The following is a 17129-nucleotide window of genomic DNA, read 5'->3' on the forward strand; positions in this document are numbered from 1 at the left end:
TGGAGGGTTTCTATCGATGTTGTCTTACGCTGTCCGGCGCCTGCTGGAAGCGATCCCCACATTGCTGGTGATCGTCGCCCTGTCCTTCTTTCTGATGCATTCCGCCCCCGGCGGCCCGTTCGACAGCGAGCGTGTGCTGCCGCCGGAGATCGAGGCGAACCTGAAGGCCGCCTATAATCTGGACAAGCCGGTCTGGCAGCAATTCACCATATATCTGGGCAAGGCGCTGCAGGGCGATTTCGGCCCGTCCTTCACCTATAAGGATTTCACCGTCTCCGAGCTGATCCTGACCGGTCTGCCGGTATCGGCCCGGCTGGGCCTGTCGGCGGTGACGCTGGCGGTGCTGATCGGCTGTACGCTGGGTATTCTGGCCGCCATGCGCCAGAACACCAAGACCGACTATTCCATCATGGGCATTGCCATGGTGGGCATCACCATTCCCAATTTCGTCATGGCGCCGCTGCTGACGCTGATTTTCGGCATCTATCTAGGCTGGCTGCCGGTGGCGGGGCTGGGCGATGGCTCCTTCCGCAATCTGGTGCTGCCGGTGATCGCGCTGGCCCTGCCGCAGATCGCCATTGTCAGCCGCCTGACCCGTGGCGGCATGATTGAGGTGTTGCGTTCCAACTTCGTGCGCACGGCCCATGCCAAGGGGCTGCCCGAACATCTGATCATCACCCGCCACACGCTGCGCGCGGCCATGCTGCCCGTCGTCTCCTATCTGGGGCCGGCCATTGCCGGTCTGGTGACGGGATCGGTGGTGATCGAGCAGATTTTTGGCCTGCCCGGCATTGGCCGCTATTTCGTGCAGGGGGCGATCAACCGCGACTATACGCTGGTGATGGGCACCGTCATTACCTATGGCAGCCTGATCGTGCTGATGAATCTACTGGTTGATCTGGTTTATGGCCTGATGGACCCGCGTGTCCGCTACGACTGATCCGGCGCTTTTATCCTTACTTAATAGTACGTTCCGCCCGAAGGATATCCCCATGCGGCTTTCCCACCTGCTCCGTACCGGTGCTGCCATCGGCACCCTGTTCCTGCTGACGGCCTGCCAGCCGGGCGACAAGAAGGCCGAGGCGCCGGCAGCCCCGGCCAAGGCGACGGCAGCGGATGCGGCAGCGTTTGTGGAGCGGGCCGAGGCCGAACTGGGTGCGGCGCGGGAGAAGCTGAACCGCCAGTCCTGGGTGATGAACACCTATATCACCCCGGACACGCTGGCCCTGTCATCGGCCACGGGGGCGGAATATAGCGCGCTGGTCGCCCGCCTGACGGCGGAGAGCAAGCAGTTTGTCGGGTTGGATCTCGCCCCGGATGTGGCGCGCAAGCTGGCCCTGCTGCGCAATGAAACGGCGCTACCGTCCCCTGCCGACCCGGCCTTGAACAAGGAATTGTCGGAGCTGGACGCCAAGCTGGGTGAGCTTTACGCCACCGGCAAGGTCTGCCGTGAGGATGGCAGCGACTGCCTGACGCTGGACGAGATCGACGATATCTTCCGCACCTCGCGCGATGAAAAGGAGCTGAAGCGGCTCTGGACCGGCTGGCACAAGGTGGCCCAGCCGATGCGCCCGATCTATCAGCGCGAGGCGGAGATCGCCAATATCGGCGCCAAGGAATTGGGAGTGGCGGACGCCGGCACGCTGTGGCGTTCCGGCTATGACATGACCGCCGACCAGTTTGAGGCGGAGGCCGACCGGCTGTGGGAGCAGGTGAAGCCGCTTTATACCAGCCTGCACTGCTATACCCGCACCAAGCTGGGTGAGAAATACGGCACCGACGTGGTGCCGCAGGACAAGCCGATTCCGGCCCATCTGCTGGGCAATATGTGGGCGCAGGAATGGGGCAATGTCTATGATTTGGTGGCACCCAAGCAGACGGCCCGCAATGTCGATGTCACGGCCCTGCTGACCAAGGCCAATTACGACCCGATCAAGATGACGAAGTCCGCCGAGGGCTTCTTCACTGGCCTGGGCTTTGAGCCGATGCCGCAGACCTTCTGGGAACGGTCGATGCTGACGCGTCCGAAGGACCGGGAAGTCGTCTGCCATGCCAGCGCCTGGGATATCGACGACAAGGATGATATCCGCATCAAGATGTGCATGCGGGTCAATGGTGACGATTTCCAGACCATCCATCATGAGATGGGCCACAATATCTATCAGCGCGCCTACAAGGCCCAGTCGACCCTGTTCCGCAATGGCGCCAATGACGGCTTCCACGAAGCCATCGGCGATTTCATCGCGCTGTCGGTGACGCCGGGCTATCTGGTGAAGCTGGGCCTGCTGGACAAGGAACCCTCCACCGAGGGGGATACCGGCCTGCTGCTGCAACAGGCACTCGACAAGGTGGCCTTCCTGCCCTTTGGCCTGTTGATCGACAAATGGCGTTGGGATGTGTTCAACGGCAAGATCAAGCCGGAGGATTACAACAAGGCTTGGTGGGATCTGCGCACCAAGTATCAAGGTGTGGCCGCCCCGGTGGAACGGACCGAAGCCGATTTCGACCCCGGCGCCAAGAACCATGTCGCCACCAGCGTGCCCTATGTGCGCTATTTCCTGGCCCGCATCCTGCAGTTCCAGTTCCATCAGGCGGCCTGTCAGCAGGCGGGCTATACGGGGCCGCTGCATCGCTGCTCCATCGCCGGCAACGCGGAAGTGGGCAAGCGCTTCAATGCGATGATGGAAATGGGCGCTTCCAAGCCCTGGCCGGAAGCGCTGAAGGCCTTTACCGGCAGCGAGCAGATGGATGCCGGCGCCATGCTGGCCTATTTCGCCCCGCTGAAGGAATGGCTGGACAAGCAGAACGAAGGCAAGAGCTGCGGCTGGCAGTAAGGGTTTGAGAAGGAGCGTGGGCCAAAACCAACCAGGATGTTATCCTGGCCATGTTCCAGGCCCTGAACCCGACAAGGAGGTGATGGGATGCGTACACCACGGATCAAATCCGTTACCACCCTGCCGGGTTTCAAGCTTCGGCTGGAGTGGGATGTCGGCCAGATATCGGTGGTCGATATCGCCGACATCATCGACCGGTACGAGATTTTTGCCCCGATCCGGGAAAACCCGGCGCGGTTCGATCAGGTGACGATCGGGGAATATGGGTATGACCTGCATTGGTCCGATCTGATGGAAATCCCCTGCACGCAGCTTTGGCAGCGTTCGCAGGTCCAGGCCGCGGAATAGAGCGCGTAGGGAAAGAGCAGACGACGATGGTTCAAGACATCACCGGCGGTACCAAACGGGCGGCGCTGATCGAGAAAGCCGCCGAGGAGGTGCAGGGCCGCTCGCTTTGGCAGGATGCAAGGCGCCGCCTGTTCGCCAACAAGATGGCGGTGGCCAGCATGATCGTGCTGGGCATCATCGCGCTGATGGCGATCTTCGCCGACGTGCTGAGCCCGCACGCCTATGACGAGGTCTATTGGGATTATATCGGGGTCGGACCGATGCTGGAAAACAGCCATTGGTTCGGTACCGATGCCAATGGACGCGACCTGTTCATCCGCACGCTCTATGGTGCCCGCGTCTCCCTGATGGTGGGCATCGTCACCACCATGGTGGCGCTGGTGATCGGGGTGGCCTATGGCTCCATCGCCGGCTATTTCGGTGGGCGTATCGATACGGTCATGATGCGCATCGTCGACGTGCTTTATTCCATGCCGCTGATGTTCTTCATCATCATCCTGGTGGTGGTGTTCGGGCGTCACATCGTGCTGGTGTTCATTGCCATTGGCTGCGTGGAATGGCTGACCATGGCGCGTATCGTGCGCGGCCAGACCATGTCGGTGAAGCGCAAGGAGTTCATCGAGGCGGCACGGGCATCGGGCGTTTCCACCCCCAATATCATCCGCCGCCACATCATCCCCAATGTCATCGGGCCGGTGATCGTGTTTGTCACCCTGATGGTGCCGGTGGTGATCCTGGTGGAAAGCTTCCTGTCTTTCCTGGGCCTGGGCGTGCAGGAGCCGATGACCAGTTGGGGTGTGCTGATCTCCGAAGGGGCGGCACAGATGGAAAATGCCCCGCATATGCTGATCTTCCCGGCCGTCTTCCTGGCGGTGACGCTGTTCTGCTTCAATTTCATCGGTGACGGTCTGCGCGATGCGCTGGACCCGAAGGACCGCTAAGGGGCGCCGGATATGACCGCAGTATTGGAAGTCCGCGACCTGAAGGTTCGCTTTGCCACGCCTGATGGCGAGGTCTCCGCCGTCAATGGCGTCTCCTTCGATGTGAATGAGGGGGAGTGCGTCGGCATTGTCGGTGAAAGCGGCTCGGGCAAAAGCCAGCTTTTCATGTCCGTCATGGGGCTGCTGGCCAAGAATGGCCGCACGCTGGGTTCCGCCAAATATCGCGGGACTGAGCTGGTCGGGATGCCGGTGAAGGATCTCAACAAGATCCGCGGCGACAAGATCGCCATGATCTTCCAGGACAGCATGACCGGCCTGACCCCGCATCTGCGCATCGGCAAGCAGATGACCGAAGTGTTGGTGCAGCACAAGGGCATGGGCGAGGCGGCCGCCGTGAAGCGGGCGCTGGAGATGCTGAACTTGGTCCGCATCCCGGAGGCGGCGCGCCGGCTGGCGCAGTACCCGCATGAACTGTCCGGCGGGATGCGCCAGCGCATCATGATCGCCATGGCGCTGCTGTGCGAACCGGAACTGCTGATCGCGGATGAGCCGACAACGGCGCTTGACGTGACGGTGCAGGCCCAGATTCTGGACCTGATGGCCGATCTGAAGCGCGTCACCAAGGCCGCCATCGTGCTGATCACCCATGATCTGGGCACCGTGGCCGGCCTGTGCGACAAGGTGCAGGTGATGTATGGCGGCCGGTTCATGGAAACCGGCAGCGTGCAGGAAATTTTCTATCAACCCGCCCATCCTTACACGGCGGGCCTGCTGGCCTCCATGCCGCGCCTGACGGAGGGGCGGCGGGAAAAGCTCTATGCCATTCCCGGCCAGCCGCCCAACCTGCAACGTCTGCCCAAGGCCTGCCCGTTCCAGGAACGCTGTGACTATGTGCATGAACGCTGCGTGGATGAATTGCCGCTGCTGCGCGATGTGACGCCGGGCCATGCCAAGGCCTGCCATCTGCTGAGCCTCGCCAACCCCGTCAGCGACCCCAAGGCCCCTTCGCTGAAGGTTGCCGCTGAAGCCCGGAGCGCCTGATATGTCGAAAGAACTTCTCCGCGTCGAAGGGCTGAAGGTGCATTTCCCCATCCGCACCGGGGGCATCCTGATCGGCCAATATACCCCGCTGAAGGCGGTGGATGGCGTCTCCTTCACCCTGAATGAGGGGGAGACGCTGGGCATCGTGGGCGAGAGCGGCTGTGGCAAATCCACGCTGGGCCGTGCCGTGCTGCAACTGATCAAGCCGACCGATGGCAAGGTCGTGTTCATGGGGTCGGAACTGACCGGCGTCGGCGCGGAGGTGATCCGCCAGAAGCGCGCCGACATGCAGATCGTCTTCCAGGACCCGCTGGCCAGCCTGAACCCGCGTATGACCGTGGGCGACATTATCGGCGAACCGCTGACCGTCTTCTTCCCCAAGATGAAGGCAGAGGAGCGCAAGGCCAAGGTCCGCGCCCTGATGGCCAAGGTCGGCCTGCTGCCGCAGATGATTAACCGCTATCCGCACGAATTTTCCGGCGGCCAGTGTCAGCGCATCGGCATTGCCCGCGCCATGATCCTGAACCCGAAGCTGGTGATTTGTGACGAGCCGGTATCGGCGTTGGACGTGTCGATCCAGGCGCAGATCGTCAATCTGCTGATGGATCTGCAAAAGGAATTCGGCCTGTCGCTGCTGTTCATCAGCCACGATCTGTCGGTGGTGCGCCATGTCAGCCATCGGGTGATGGTGCTGTATCTGGGCAAGGTGATGGAGATCGCCGAGCGCGACGCCATCTATGAGGCGCCGTTGCACCCCTATACCCAGGCGCTGATTTCCGCGGTGCCGGTGCCGGACCCGGATATTGAGAAGAACAAGCAGCGCATTGTGCTGGGCGGCGACCTGCCCAGCCCGATGAAGCCGCCCTCGGGCTGTGTCTTCCGCACCCGCTGTCCCAAGGCCAGCGACATTTGCGCCGGGCAAGTGCCGGTGCTGGAAGAAAAGATGCCGGGCCACCGCGTGGCCTGCCACCATTGGGGCATCCCCGACGCCGCCGCCGTGCCGACGGTGGGGCATCACTGAAGGGGCGCGGCGTCGCCCTCTCTCTGAACATTTTTGCAAGGTATCCGGTTTCACCTCTCATGCCTCCCCCGCGTAAGCGGGGGTCCAGGGGCCGATGGAACCGAAATGCTGGTCCTTGTGGCCCCTGGACCCCCGCTTTCGCGGGGGAGGCACAAAAGCGGCAAAGCTGACCTTGGCCGATAAAGCACAAGCGACAAAACACGCCACCCTGTCGCCCAAGGTCGCGCGCCAAAACCCGACAATGTCTGAAAATAAGGTGGGGGGATTCTGTTGCCCAGCTCCCCCCGGGCTGCGAACTAAGCTAACTGACTAACGCCCTTTAGGGGGAATTAGGCAGCCATGCGAAGGTCAGACGCCGAGTTATCGTTGGCATCTATAAGGTTTGACCCGATAACGGCGGTATCATGCCGGGAGAAGACTATGCCTTTATTACGCGCGTCGATCCTAGTTCGCCCCCATGAACCCATTGGCTGCCGCGATACCGGCCAGACCGATGGGGGAATGGTGGAGGCGCCGGGTACCGCCCCCGGGTCCGCAACGTCTATTCCACACCGCGTTTATCCCCATAGTCGGGCGAACCCGACACGCCCTATATAGGCGCTCCCTTCCGCGAATGGAAGGGGTATGTGGAGCCGCTTAGCGGGCCAGCAGGAAGGCCAGGATGGCCGTGGTGGCGGATACGTTCAGCGACTGCACCCAGCCACTGCCCCGAATCGTCACCAGCGCTTCGCAGGCGGCCTGGCTTTCCGGCGGCATTCCATGTTCTTCATTCCCCATCACAAAGGCGGTGGGCCGCCCGTCGGCGCTGGGGGCCAGGGCATCCAGGCCGGGGAAATCGCCCAGCGCCGTGCCCACGGTGCGGTAATGCGGGCGCAAGGCCCCCAGGGCCGCCGCAAAGCCGTGGGCCTGATAGAGCTCCACATATTCGAACCCGCCTTCGGCCACGCGATAGGCTGCCTCTGACGGCAGGGCCTGGCCCTTATGGTCGGAGATCAGCACCCGGTCGATACCGAAAAAGGCGGCGGTGCGGATGATGGCACCCAGATTATGCGGGTTGGAAACCCCATCCAGAATCAACAGACGGCGGCCTTCCGCCCGCCACTGGCCGGCCATCGCCGGATCATAGGCCAGCACGGGGCGCGGCTGCGCTTCGGCCACGATGCCGCCATGCATGGCCGACCCGGCAATCTTCTCCAGTTCCGCCGCCGGCACCATCCGGTAAGGCCTGCGCTGTTCGGCCAGCCGCGCGCAGAAGGGGCCGGTCTCGGCACGGAACCGCTCATCGAAATAAAGCCGCTCCACCCGGTCCGGATCGCGCGCGAACAGGGCCGCCACTGCTGGCCAGCCGGCCACACGGAAAGGCTTGCGCCGCGCCGGCTTGGACGGCGGCGGGGCCGGTGGTTTCAGGCGCAGGGTGGGGCGCGGCTTTGGCTGGTCAATCATGAAAGCAATCAGGCGGCGAAGAAGGTGAGATAGGACAGCATGATGGTGCCGATGGCGATGCGGTACCAGGCAAAGGGCGTGAAGCCGTGCCGGCTGACGAAATCCACCAGCCAGCGCACCACCACCAGGGCGGACAGGAAGGCCACACCGAAGCCCACGGCGATCAGGCTGACCGAGTCGACAGCCAGCACATCGCGGTTCTTGTAGAGATCATAGACGGCCGCGCCCAGCATGGTGGGGATGGCGACGAAGAAGCTGAACTCGGCTGCCGCCTTGCGCTCCACCCCCATCAGCAGCGATCCGATGATGGTGGCACCGGAGCGGGAAACGCCGGGGATCATGGCCAGACACTGGATGAAGCCGATGGACAGCGACAGCCGGGCCGGGAAATTTTCGACCGCGAAATAACGCGGGCTTTTCACCAGCTTTTCCGCCACCAGAATGATGATGCCGCCAACGATCAGGGCGATGGACACCACGGTCGGGTTGAACAGCACACTCTTGATATAATCATGCGCCACCACGCCGATGCCGGCGGCGGGCAGGAAGGCCAGCAGGATGGCGGCGGTGAAGCCCACCGCCGCCTTGTCGCCCCGGAACAGGCCGGTCAGCACGCCCCACAGCTTGCTGAAATAAACCAGCAGGATGGCCAGGATGGCGCCCAACTGGATCACCACCTTGAACAGGTCTTCGGCCTGACCTTTGAAGCCCAGCACCTCGCTGAGCATGATCAGATGGCCGGTGGAGGAGACGGGGATGAATTCCGTCAACCCTTCCAGCAGACCCAGCAGGATGGCATCGAAAAAGGGGGTGGTTTCAGCGATCAAAATGGCGGTTCCCTTGGGACAATCGGAGGGGGATCGGCGGCGCCTGTATAGCAGCCGCTCCCCGCCCTGGCGACTGCGACATGGGCGCCCGGTTGGGCGTGTCACCCGGAATCGCGCTTTTGCAATGGTTCTGACATGGAAAGGTCCGAAACGGACCTATTTTGACGATTGAGAATGGTTCTTAACTGAGGTTGCGCCGAAAGCACAGGACTTATGCGCTGAAAAATAGGCAGCAATGCTGACCTATCGCTCAAAAACTGCTGGAACAGCGTCTTTCAGCACTTTATATGATCGTTCTCCGCCGCTGGAGGATAAGGGAATTACCCGTCCGCCGGCTGGGTTTCAGGTGGGAATGAGGATTGGTTCCATGGCGCAGCAGAATATGCTCGGGTTTGTCCATACCGAACAGCGGATGCCCGATAAACGGGAACCGGCGCTGCGTCGCCAGGACTTTGATGAGATCTATGCCCGCTTCAGCGATCAGGGTGCATCCGAACAGGCGGGCCGCTGCTCCCAGTGTGGTGTGCCCTTCTGTCAGGTGCATTGCCCGGTCAGCAACAATATCCCCGACTGGCTGAAGCTGACGCGCGAAGGCCGGCTGGAAGAGGCGTATGAGCTGTCCCAGGCCACCAATAATTTCCCGGAAATCTGCGGCCGCATCTGCCCGCAGGACCGTCTGTGCGAAGGCAACTGCACGATTGAGCAGTCGACCCACGGCACGGTCACCATCGGTGCGGTGGAAAAATACATCACCGACACGGCGTGGGAACGCGGCTGGGTGAAGCCCATTGTTCCGCGCGTGGAGCGTGACCAGTCCGTCGGCATCATCGGTGCCGGCCCCGCCGGTCTGGCCGCCGCCGCCCAGCTGCGCCAGAAGGGCTATAAGGTTCATGTCTATGATCGCTATGACCGCGTGGGCGGCCTGCTGATCTATGGCATTCCCGGCTTCAAGCTGGATAAGGAAGTCGTCATCCGCCGCTGGAAGCAGCTGGAGGAATCGGGCGTTGAGTTCCATCTGGGCGTGGAGGTTGGCCGCAATATCGACCTGCGCACCCTGCGTTCGCAGCACGACGCCGTGCTGATCGCCACCGGCGTGTACAAGGCCCGCGATCTGGGCGGGCCTGGTTCCGGGCTGGACGGCATTGTTGCCGCACTGGATTACCTGACCGCCAGCAACCGCAAGAGCCTGGGCGACACGGTGCTGGATTTTGAGACCGGCAAGCTGAACGCCAAGGGCAAGAATGTGGTGGTGATCGGCGGTGGCGACACGGCAATGGATTGCGTGCGCACCGCCATCCGCCAGGGCGCCAAGTCGGTGAAGTGCCTCTATCGCCGCGACCGCAAGAACATGCCGGGTTCGCAGCGCGAAACCGCGAATGCGGAGGAAGAGGGCGTGGAATTCGTCTGGCAGACGGCGCCGGACGGGTTCACCGGCGATGCGCATGTTACCGGCGTCAAGGTCTTCAAGATGCATATGGGCGTGGCCGATGCCACCGGCCGTCAGACCCCGCTGCCCATCGAAGGGTCCGGCTACACGATTGAGGCCGATCTGGTGGTAAAGGCCCTGGGCTTCGACCCGGAGGAAATCCCCACCCTGTTCGGCGCGCCGGAACTGAAGGTCAGCCGCTGGGGCACGGTGCAGGTGAAGTATGGCACCATGATGACCAACCTGGATGGCGTGTTTGCCGCCGGCGACATCGTGCGCGGTGCCTCGCTGGTGGTGTGGGGCATCAAGGATGGCCGCGACGCCGCCGAGGGCATCCACAAATTCATCCAGGCCAAGGCTGCCCAGCCAGTGGCTGTGGCGGCGGAGTAAGGATGCCGACCGTCGCCTGGATCCTGGGATATGCGATCGTCTTCTTCTTTGAAGACCATGCGCCGCCCCATTTCCATGTGCGCGGCAAGGGTGTGGAGGCAAAGTTCGATCTGGCGGAACTGACGCTGGTGGAAATCAAGGGGCAGCTGAGGCCGGCTGAAATCCGGGCGATCCGGGATTGGGCGCGCCGCCATCTGCCGGCCCTGTATAGGGCCTGGAATATGGTGCAGGATGGCGAAACGCCACCCAGGATCGGAGGCTGACCCCATGTATTACATCGCCAAGGCAACCGCCAATCCGGACTTTACCGTTACCATTGAATGGCAACACGGTCCGACCAGCATTGTCGATTTCAAGCCGACCATCGCCAAGGGCAAGGTATTCACCCCTTTGGCCGATGTCGCCTTCTTCACCGGTAAGCTCTACGTGGCCGAAGACGGCTATTATCTGGGCTGGCCGGTGGAGATTGATTTCAGTGCCGACAGCCTCTGGTACCGCACCCACCCTGATGATCTGAAACGCGACTATCCCGACGTCGCTGCCGAATAACCGACCCGATACGCGAATTTCATTCGTTTTCGAACACCGAGGGCCATGACATGACCGACGCCAACCTCCACGCCGGTGAGATTTTTGCGGCTGAGTACACCGCCAACAAGGCCCTGCTGGACAATACTGCCTTCGTTGATACCGAACAGCATGATGCCTGCGGCGTCGGCTTTGTGGCGGCCATTGATGGCAAGCCCCGGCGCGAGGTGGTGGAAAAGGCTGTGGAGGCGCTGCGCGCCCTGTGGCACCGCGGCGCGGTGGATGCCGATGGCAAGACCGGCGACGGCGCCGGCATCCATGTGCAGCTGCCGCAGGCCTTCTTCCGCGAACATGTCGTGCGCACCGGCCATCCGGAGCCCAAGGGCCTGATCGCCGTCGGCCAGGTCTTCCTGCCGCGCACCGACCTGTCGGCGCAGGAACGCTGCCGCGCCATTGTTGAGACGGAAGTGCTCAACTGGGGCTACACGATCTATGGCTGGCGTCAGGTACCGATCGACATTTCGATCATCGGGGAGAAGGCCAACGCCACCCGCCCCGAGATTGAACAGATCATGGTCGGCAACCCCAAGCAGGTGCCGGAAGACCAGTTCGAGCGCGACCTTTATATCATCCGCCGCCGCATCGAAAAGGCGGTGGCCGGTGAGCAGATCGGCGGCTTCTATATCTGTACGCTGTCCGCCCGCTCCATCATCTATAAGGGCATGTTCCTGGCCGAACAGTTGACGGCCTTTTATCCCGACCTGCTGGATGAGCGGTTTGAGAGCAATTTCGCCGTCTATCACCAGCGCTATTCCACCAACACCTTCCCGACTTGGCAGTTGGCCCAGCCGTTCCGCACGCTCGCCCATAATGGCGAGATCAACACGCTGCGCGGCAATGTCAACTGGATGAAGGCGCACGAAACCCGCATGGATCATGAGGTGTTCGGCGCCAATGTCGAAGACCTGAAGCCCATCATCCCCGTCGGCTCCTCGGATAGCGGCGCACTGGATGCCGTGTTTGAGCTGATGGTGAAGGCCGGCCGTTCCGCCCCCATGGTGAAGACCATGCTGGTGCCGGAAGCCTGGTCGAACAAGGAGGTGATGCCGCAGGCCCACCGCGACCTTTATTCCTACGCCAATTCCGTGATGGAACCGTGGGACGGCCCGGCCGCCCTGGCGATCTATGATGGTCGCTGGGTTGTTGGCGGTGTGGACCGTAACGGCCTGCGCCCGCTGCGCTATGTCATCACCGGCGACGGGCTGATCATCGGCGGTTCCGAAGCCGGCATGGTGAAGATCAACGAACAGGCCGTGGTGGAAAAGGGCCGCCTGGGTCCGGGGCAGATGATTGCCGTCGATCTGGTGGAAGGCAGGCTGTTCCATGATCGGGAGATCAAGGACAATCTGGCCGCCCAGCGTCCCTATGGCAACTGGATCGGCAACATCACCGTGCTGGACGATCTGGTGAAGAAGGCCCCGGTGGAACCGGCGGAACTGTCCAAGGATGAGCTGCGCCGCCGCCAGCTGGCCTATGGCATCACCATGGAGGATCTGGAACTGATCCTGCAGCCGATGGTCGATGACGCCAAGGAGGCGGTCGGCTCCATGGGCGATGACAGCCCCATCGCCGTGCTGTCGGACAAGTATCGCGGCCTGCACCATTATTTCCGCCAGAACTTCGCCCAGGTCACCAACCCGCCCATCGACAGTCTGCGCGAAACCCGCGTCATGTCGCTGAAGACCCGGCTGGGCAATCTGGGTAACATTCTGGACGAAGATGCCGGCCAGTGCCGCCTGCTGCAGCTGGAAAGCCCCGTGCTGACCACGGCAGAATTCCGCGCCATGCGTAAATATATGGGGACGACGGCGGCAGAGATCGACTGCACCTTCGATGCCGGTGCCGGCCCCAACGCGTTGCGCGATGGCCTGCGCCGTATCCGCCAGGAGGCAGAGGATGCCGTGCGGGGCGGTGCCACCCATGTCATCCTGACCGATGAGGCGATGAGCGGCACCCGCGCGCCCATGCCGATGATCCTGGCCACCGGGGCGGTGCATACCCACCTGATCCGCCAGCAGTTGCGCACCTTCACCAGCTTGAATGTCCGGTCGGGCGAATGCCTGGACGTGCATTATTTCGCGGTGCTGATCGGTGTCGGTGCCACCACGGTCAACGCCTATATCGCCCAGGAAGCCATCGCCGACCGCCACCGCCGTGGCCTGTTCGGGCAGATGAGCCTGGAGGAATGCCTGAAGCGCTACAAGAAGGCGATCAATGACGGGTTGCTGAAGGTGATGTCCAAGATGGGCATCTCCATCATCAGCAGCTACCGTGGTGGCCTGAATTTTGAGGCGATTGGCCTGTCGCGTTCGCTGGCGGCGGAATATTTCCCCGGTCTGCCGTCCCGCATCTCCGGCCTGGGCCTGCTGGGCATCCAGGAAGAAGTGCTGGGCCAGCATAAGATGGCCTATGACGAAGACGTGGTGGCCCTGCCGGTCGGCGGTTTCTACCGCTTCCGCAAGGGTGGCGACCGCCACGCCTGGGAAGGCGGCCTGATCCATATGATGCAGACCGCTGTATCGACGGACAGCTTCTCCACCTTCAAGAAATATTCCGAGGCGCTGCACAAGCGTCCGCCCATCAACCTGCGCGACCTGCTGGATTTCAAGCCGGCGGAAAAGGCCGTGCCGGTGGATGAGGTGGAAAGCATCACGAGCCTGCGCAAGCGTTTCATCACGCCGGGCATGTCGCTGGGGGCCCTGTCGCCCGAAGCGCATGGCACGCTGAACGTGGCGATGAACCGCATCGGCGCCCGCTCGGTCAGCGGGGAGGGCGGGGAAGACCCGGCGCGCTTCAAGCCGGATGCCAATGGCGATAACTGGAACAGCGCCATCAAGCAGGTGGCCTCTGGCCGCTTCGGCGTGACGGCGGAATATCTGAACCAGTGCCGGGAGATCGAGATCAAGGTGGCCCAGGGCGCCAAGCCCGGTGAAGGCGGGCAGTTGCCCGGCTTCAAGGTCACCGAACTGATCGCCAAGCTGCGCCATTCCACGCCGGGCGTGATGCTGATCAGCCCGCCGCCGCACCATGACATCTATTCCATCGAAGATCTGGCGCAGTTGATCTATGACCTGAAGCAGGTCAACCCGATCGCCAAGGTCTGCGTGAAGCTGGTGTCGCGCTCCGGCATCGGCACCATCGCCGCCGGTGTGGCCAAGGCGGGTGCGGATATCATTCTGGTCGCCGGCCATAATGGCGGCACCGGTGCCTCCCCGCAGACGTCGGTGAAATATGCTGGCGTGCCGTGGGAAATGGGCCTGTCGGAGGTGCAGCAGGTCCTGACGCTGAACCGTCTGCGCCACCGCGTCACCCTGCGTACCGATGGCGGCCTGAAGACCGGCCGTGACATCGTGATGGCCGCCATGTTGGGGGCGGAGGAATTCGGCATCGGTACGGCGGCGCTCGTCGCCATGGGCTGCATCATGGTCCGCCAGTGCCATTCCAACACCTGCCCGGTTGGCGTCTGCGTGCAGGATGAGGAACTGCGCAAGAAGTTCACCGGCACGCCGGAAAAGGTGGTGAACCTGTTCAGCTTCATCGCTGAGGAGGTGCGTGAGATCCTGGCCAACCTGGGCTTCCGTGAGCTGCGCGAAGTGGTGGGCCGGTCGGACCTGCTGCATCAGGTCAGCCGTGGTGCCGCCCATCTGGACGATCTGGACCTGAACCCGCTGTTGTCCGTGGCCGACCCCGGTGAATATGCCCGTTACTGCACGCTGGAAGGCCGTAATGAGGTGCCGGACACGCTGGACGCCCAGATGATCAAGGACGCCCGCGCCCTGTTCGAGGATGGCGAAAAGACCCAGATGCAGTATCATGCCCAGAACACGCACCGTGCCATCGGCACGGCGCTGTCGGGCATGATCACCCGCAAGTTCGGCATGAAGGGCCTGCAGCCGGGCCACGCCACGGTGCGGCTGCGCGGTTCTGCCGGGCAGAGCCTGGGTGCCTTCGCGGTGCAGGGGCTGAAGCTGGAAGTGTTCGGCGATGCCAATGACTATGTTGGCAAGGGCCTGTCGGGCGGCACCATCGTGGTGCGTCCACTGACGGCCAGCCCGCTGAAGACCAATGAGAACACCATCATCGGCAACACCGTTCTGTACGGTGCCACCGCCGGCAAGCTGTTCGCCGCTGGTCAGGCGGGGGAACGGTTCGCGGTGCGCAATTCCGGCGCCACCGTGGTGGTGGAAGGCTGCGGCTCCAACGGTTGTGAATATATGACGGGCGGTCTGGCCGTCATTCTGGGGTCGGTCGGCGATAATTTCGGCGCCGGCATGACGGGCGGCATGGCCTATGTCTATGACGAGGAGAACCGCTTCCCGCTCTATGTGAACCCGGAAAGCGTCATCTATCAGCGTCTGGAAGTGCCGCATTACGAGGAACAGCTGAAGGCGCTGATCCAGGAGCATGTGGACGAAACCGGCAGCCGCTGGGCCGCCCAGTTGTTGAACGACTGGGAACTGGTGCGCGGCCAGTTCTGGCAGGTGGTGCCGAAGGAAATGCTGCACCGTCTGGCGGTGCCGGTGACGGCCCCGGAACGGTTGAGCGCTGAGTAAGCAGCGATAAATCGCTGCTTATAGGGAAGGGGTGGTCCGATTGGATCACCCCTTTTTCTTTGGGGGTAAGCAATCCTGCGGCGGGCTCCCCCCTTTATTGTGGATAGAGAGTGGTAAATAGCAGAGGTAAATTTATCCCATCCAAAAACGCGAGTGGGGGTGGGATATGAAGACCAGTACGCTGACCATCATCAAACACGCGCTGATCGGTTTCATCATCGGCATGGTGGTGGCCGTGGTCCGGCTGGGGGGTGCTAAGGGCGGCGACCTGGGGGCGATGGTGACCACCATTCTGGGATCGGTGATCGGTGCCATGTTGGTGATGGGCGTCATCGGCTATTTCAAGGCGCGCAAGCTGCCCGATGATGCCGCTGCCGTAACGCCCATGTCCACCGGCCGCAAGGTGACGCTTTATGTCAGCCTGGGGTTCCTAGGGCTGGTGATTGGCGGCGTGGCGCTGTTGCCGCTGCTGCGGTGAACGCGTCCGCCTCACAGCATCTCGTGCTTGAAGGGGCGAGTCATCAGCCCGTCAATCACGCTGTCCAGGCTGGCGCCATGGTTCAACAGGGCGTCTACCGCTTGGCATAGCGGCATGTCCACGCCCTTGGTTGCCGCCAGCTTCACCACGGCGCGGGCGGTAAAGACCCCCTCCGCCACGGAGCGGCGTTCGCCCAGCACCTGTTCCAGGGTGCGGCCCTGGCCCAGGGCGGCCCCCAGTGACATGTTGCGCGATTGCAGGGATGAACAGGTCAGTGTCAGATCGCCCAGGCCGGACAGGCCCATCAGGGTTTCCGGCCGCGCGCCCAGCGTCATCCCCAGCCGGGCGATTTCCGCCAGACCACGGGTGATCAGGGCGGCGCGGGCATTATCGCCCAGCGAGCGGCCATGGACGACGCCGCAGGCAATGGCCAGCACATTCTTCACCGCCCCGCCCACCTGTGCCCCGATCAGATCGTCGGACAGATAGGGGCGGAAGGTACGGCCGCCGATGGCGGCCACGATGCGGCGGCCCAGCGCTTCATCCGTGATGGCCAGGGTCACCGCCGTGGGCAGGCCCTTGGCCACTTCCGCGGCGAAGGTGGGGCCGGACAGCACGGCCAGCGGCTGCCCGCCCAGTTCGGCCTCTGCCGCCTCGCTCATCAACGCGCCGGTTTCAATCTCAATGCCCTTGGCGCAGATGATCACCGGCGTCCCCGGTGCCAGCAGGGGCTTCAGGGTGCGGCAGGCAGTGCGCAGATGCTGGGCCGGCGTCACCAGCAGCACGGCATCACAGGATGCCGCATCGGCCATATCCTGGGTGGCGCGGATCGCCGGGTCCAGATGGATTCCGGGCAGGTAGATATTGTTTTCCCGGCTGCGGTTGATGGTGTCTACCAGTTCCGCTTCACGCGCCTGCAACACCACCTCGGCCCCGGCGCGGGCGGCGGCCATGGCCAGCGCTGTGCCCCAGGCCCCGGCCCCGATGACAGCGATGCGACGCATGGTGTTTCCCCCTGGCTTGGTCTTCAAGGATCGGCAATGACAGTTCCGTTCCGGCAAGGCTTACCCCGCCGGGCGCGCCCAAGCAAGAAGGGCGGCCTGGAGAGGGCCGCCCCAGACTGCTGACAAACCCCGTCGAAATTCGGCGGGGTTTTGTTTTTGGTGATTTCAGGCGGCGATTGGTGTTTTGGGTGAGCCGATGAGGATGGCGGCGCGAATGAGGCGGCAGATTGCGCGA

Annotated in this window: 14 protein-coding genes and 1 other RNA gene; 11 read left to right on the plus strand and 4 right to left on the minus strand. The window is 62.8% G+C overall.

Annotated elements, in window-relative coordinates; translation table 11 throughout:
* Positions 1–16 precede the first annotated feature (16 nt).
* The 6 genes from oppB (at position 17) to PCJ49_RS18480 (ending at position 6185) form a co-directional block, all read left to right on the plus strand.
* Positions 17–940: an oligopeptide ABC transporter permease OppB gene (gene oppB, locus PCJ49_RS18455; protein WP_089286229.1), complete on the plus strand. Its 924-nt coding sequence runs from the start codon at positions 17–19 to the stop codon at positions 938–940.
* Positions 941–992: 52 nt separating this feature from the next.
* Complete coding sequence (locus PCJ49_RS18460; RefSeq protein WP_269912234.1) at positions 993–2834, plus strand: M2 family metallopeptidase; 1842 nt, start codon at positions 993–995, stop codon at positions 2832–2834.
* An 87-nt stretch (positions 2835–2921) separates the two neighbouring features.
* Positions 2922–3182 carry a DUF2442 domain-containing protein gene (locus tag PCJ49_RS18465; RefSeq protein ID WP_089286231.1) on the plus strand — a complete coding sequence of 87 codons (261 nt, stop codon included), beginning with the start codon at positions 2922–2924 and terminating at the stop codon, positions 3180–3182.
* Positions 3183–3208: 26 nt separating this feature from the next.
* The gene (locus PCJ49_RS18470) at positions 3209–4123 is read left to right on the plus strand and encodes an ABC transporter permease subunit (protein ID WP_089286232.1); all 915 of its coding nucleotides are present in this window, start codon (positions 3209–3211) and stop codon (positions 4121–4123) included.
* Positions 4124–4135: 12 nt separating this feature from the next.
* Entirely contained in the window at positions 4136–5164 is a 1029-nt protein-coding gene (locus tag PCJ49_RS18475; RefSeq protein WP_269912235.1) for an oligopeptide/dipeptide ABC transporter ATP-binding protein, read from the plus strand.
* 1 nt (position 5165) lies between these two features.
* Entirely contained in the window at positions 5166–6185 is a 1020-nt protein-coding gene (locus tag PCJ49_RS18480; RefSeq protein WP_269912236.1) for a dipeptide ABC transporter ATP-binding protein, read from the plus strand.
* 255 nt (positions 6186–6440) lie between these two features.
* On the opposite strand, the gene ssrA is transcribed toward PCJ49_RS18480, so the two are convergent.
* The 3 genes from ssrA to PCJ49_RS18495 form a co-directional block, all read right to left on the minus strand.
* Positions 6441–6808, minus strand: a transfer-messenger RNA (tmRNA) gene (ssrA, locus tag PCJ49_RS18485).
* A gap of 13 nt (positions 6809–6821) precedes the next feature.
* Positions 6822–7628, minus strand: a complete 807-nt coding sequence (locus tag PCJ49_RS18490; RefSeq protein ID WP_269912237.1) for an RNA methyltransferase — start codon at positions 7626–7628, stop codon at positions 6822–6824.
* Positions 7629–7636: 8 nt separating this feature from the next.
* On the minus strand, positions 7637–8452 hold the full coding sequence (locus PCJ49_RS18495; protein ID WP_269912251.1) for an undecaprenyl-diphosphate phosphatase: 816 nt from the start codon (positions 8450–8452) through the stop codon (positions 7637–7639).
* Positions 8453–8822: 370 nt separating this feature from the next.
* Between PCJ49_RS18495 and PCJ49_RS18500 the strand changes: the two genes are divergently transcribed.
* The 5 genes from PCJ49_RS18500 to PCJ49_RS18520 all read left to right on the plus strand — a co-directional run bounded on the left by PCJ49_RS18500 (position 8823) and on the right by PCJ49_RS18520 (position 15890).
* On the plus strand, positions 8823–10271 hold the full coding sequence (locus PCJ49_RS18500) for an NAD(P)-dependent oxidoreductase (protein ID WP_269912238.1): 1449 nt from the start codon (positions 8823–8825) through the stop codon (positions 10269–10271).
* A gap of 2 nt (positions 10272–10273) precedes the next feature.
* Complete coding sequence (locus PCJ49_RS18505) at positions 10274–10534, plus strand: DUF4160 domain-containing protein (protein WP_089286275.1); 261 nt, start codon at positions 10274–10276, stop codon at positions 10532–10534.
* Between the two features lie 4 nt (positions 10535–10538).
* Positions 10539–10820, plus strand: coding sequence for a DUF2442 domain-containing protein (locus tag PCJ49_RS18510; RefSeq protein ID WP_160105483.1), 282 nt, complete (start codon positions 10539–10541; stop codon positions 10818–10820).
* Positions 10821–10870: 50 nt separating this feature from the next.
* Entirely contained in the window at positions 10871–15412 is a 4542-nt protein-coding gene (gltB, locus tag PCJ49_RS18515) for a glutamate synthase large subunit (RefSeq protein ID WP_269912239.1), read from the plus strand.
* A 166-nt stretch (positions 15413–15578) separates the two neighbouring features.
* Positions 15579–15890, plus strand: a complete 312-nt coding sequence (locus tag PCJ49_RS18520; protein WP_089286278.1) for a hypothetical protein — start codon at positions 15579–15581, stop codon at positions 15888–15890.
* Positions 15891–15901: 11 nt separating this feature from the next.
* On the opposite strand, the gene PCJ49_RS18525 is transcribed toward PCJ49_RS18520, so the two are convergent.
* Positions 15902–16894, minus strand: a complete 993-nt coding sequence (locus tag PCJ49_RS18525; RefSeq protein ID WP_269912240.1) for an NAD(P)H-dependent glycerol-3-phosphate dehydrogenase — start codon at positions 16892–16894, stop codon at positions 15902–15904.
* Between the last annotated feature and the right edge of the window lie 235 nt (positions 16895–17129).

The sequence above is a fragment of the Niveispirillum sp. BGYR6 genome (genome assembly GCF_027568365.1).
Taxonomy (GTDB): domain Bacteria; phylum Pseudomonadota; class Alphaproteobacteria; order Azospirillales; family Azospirillaceae; genus Niveispirillum.

Excerpts from the sequence above, each read along its gene's own strand:
- PCJ49_RS18470 (WP_089286232.1), top strand. The coding sequence starts at position 3,209 with ATGGTTCAAGACATCACCGGCGGTACCAAACGGGCGGCGCTGATCGAG.
- PCJ49_RS18490 (WP_269912237.1), bottom strand. The coding sequence starts at position 7,628 with ATGATTGACCAGCCAAAGCCGCGCCCCACCCTGCGCCTGAAACCACCG.
- PCJ49_RS18460 (WP_269912234.1), top strand. The coding sequence starts at position 993 with ATGCGGCTTTCCCACCTGCTCCGTACCGGTGCTGCCATCGGCACCCTG.
- PCJ49_RS18505 (WP_089286275.1), top strand. The coding sequence starts at position 10,274 with ATGCCGACCGTCGCCTGGATCCTGGGATATGCGATCGTCTTCTTCTTT.
- PCJ49_RS18475 (WP_269912235.1), top strand. The coding sequence starts at position 4,136 with ATGACCGCAGTATTGGAAGTCCGCGACCTGAAGGTTCGCTTTGCCACG.
- PCJ49_RS18500 (WP_269912238.1), top strand. The coding sequence starts at position 8,823 with ATGGCGCAGCAGAATATGCTCGGGTTTGTCCATACCGAACAGCGGATG.
- PCJ49_RS18510 (WP_160105483.1), top strand. The coding sequence starts at position 10,539 with ATGTATTACATCGCCAAGGCAACCGCCAATCCGGACTTTACCGTTACC.
- PCJ49_RS18525 (WP_269912240.1), bottom strand. The coding sequence starts at position 16,894 with ATGCGTCGCATCGCTGTCATCGGGGCCGGGGCCTGGGGCACAGCGCTG.
- gltB (WP_269912239.1), top strand. The coding sequence starts at position 10,871 with ATGACCGACGCCAACCTCCACGCCGGTGAGATTTTTGCGGCTGAGTAC.
- PCJ49_RS18520 (WP_089286278.1), top strand. The coding sequence starts at position 15,579 with ATGAAGACCAGTACGCTGACCATCATCAAACACGCGCTGATCGGTTTC.
- PCJ49_RS18465 (WP_089286231.1), top strand. The coding sequence starts at position 2,922 with ATGCGTACACCACGGATCAAATCCGTTACCACCCTGCCGGGTTTCAAG.
- oppB (WP_089286229.1), top strand. The coding sequence starts at position 17 with ATGTTGTCTTACGCTGTCCGGCGCCTGCTGGAAGCGATCCCCACATTG.
- PCJ49_RS18480 (WP_269912236.1), top strand. The coding sequence starts at position 5,166 with ATGTCGAAAGAACTTCTCCGCGTCGAAGGGCTGAAGGTGCATTTCCCC.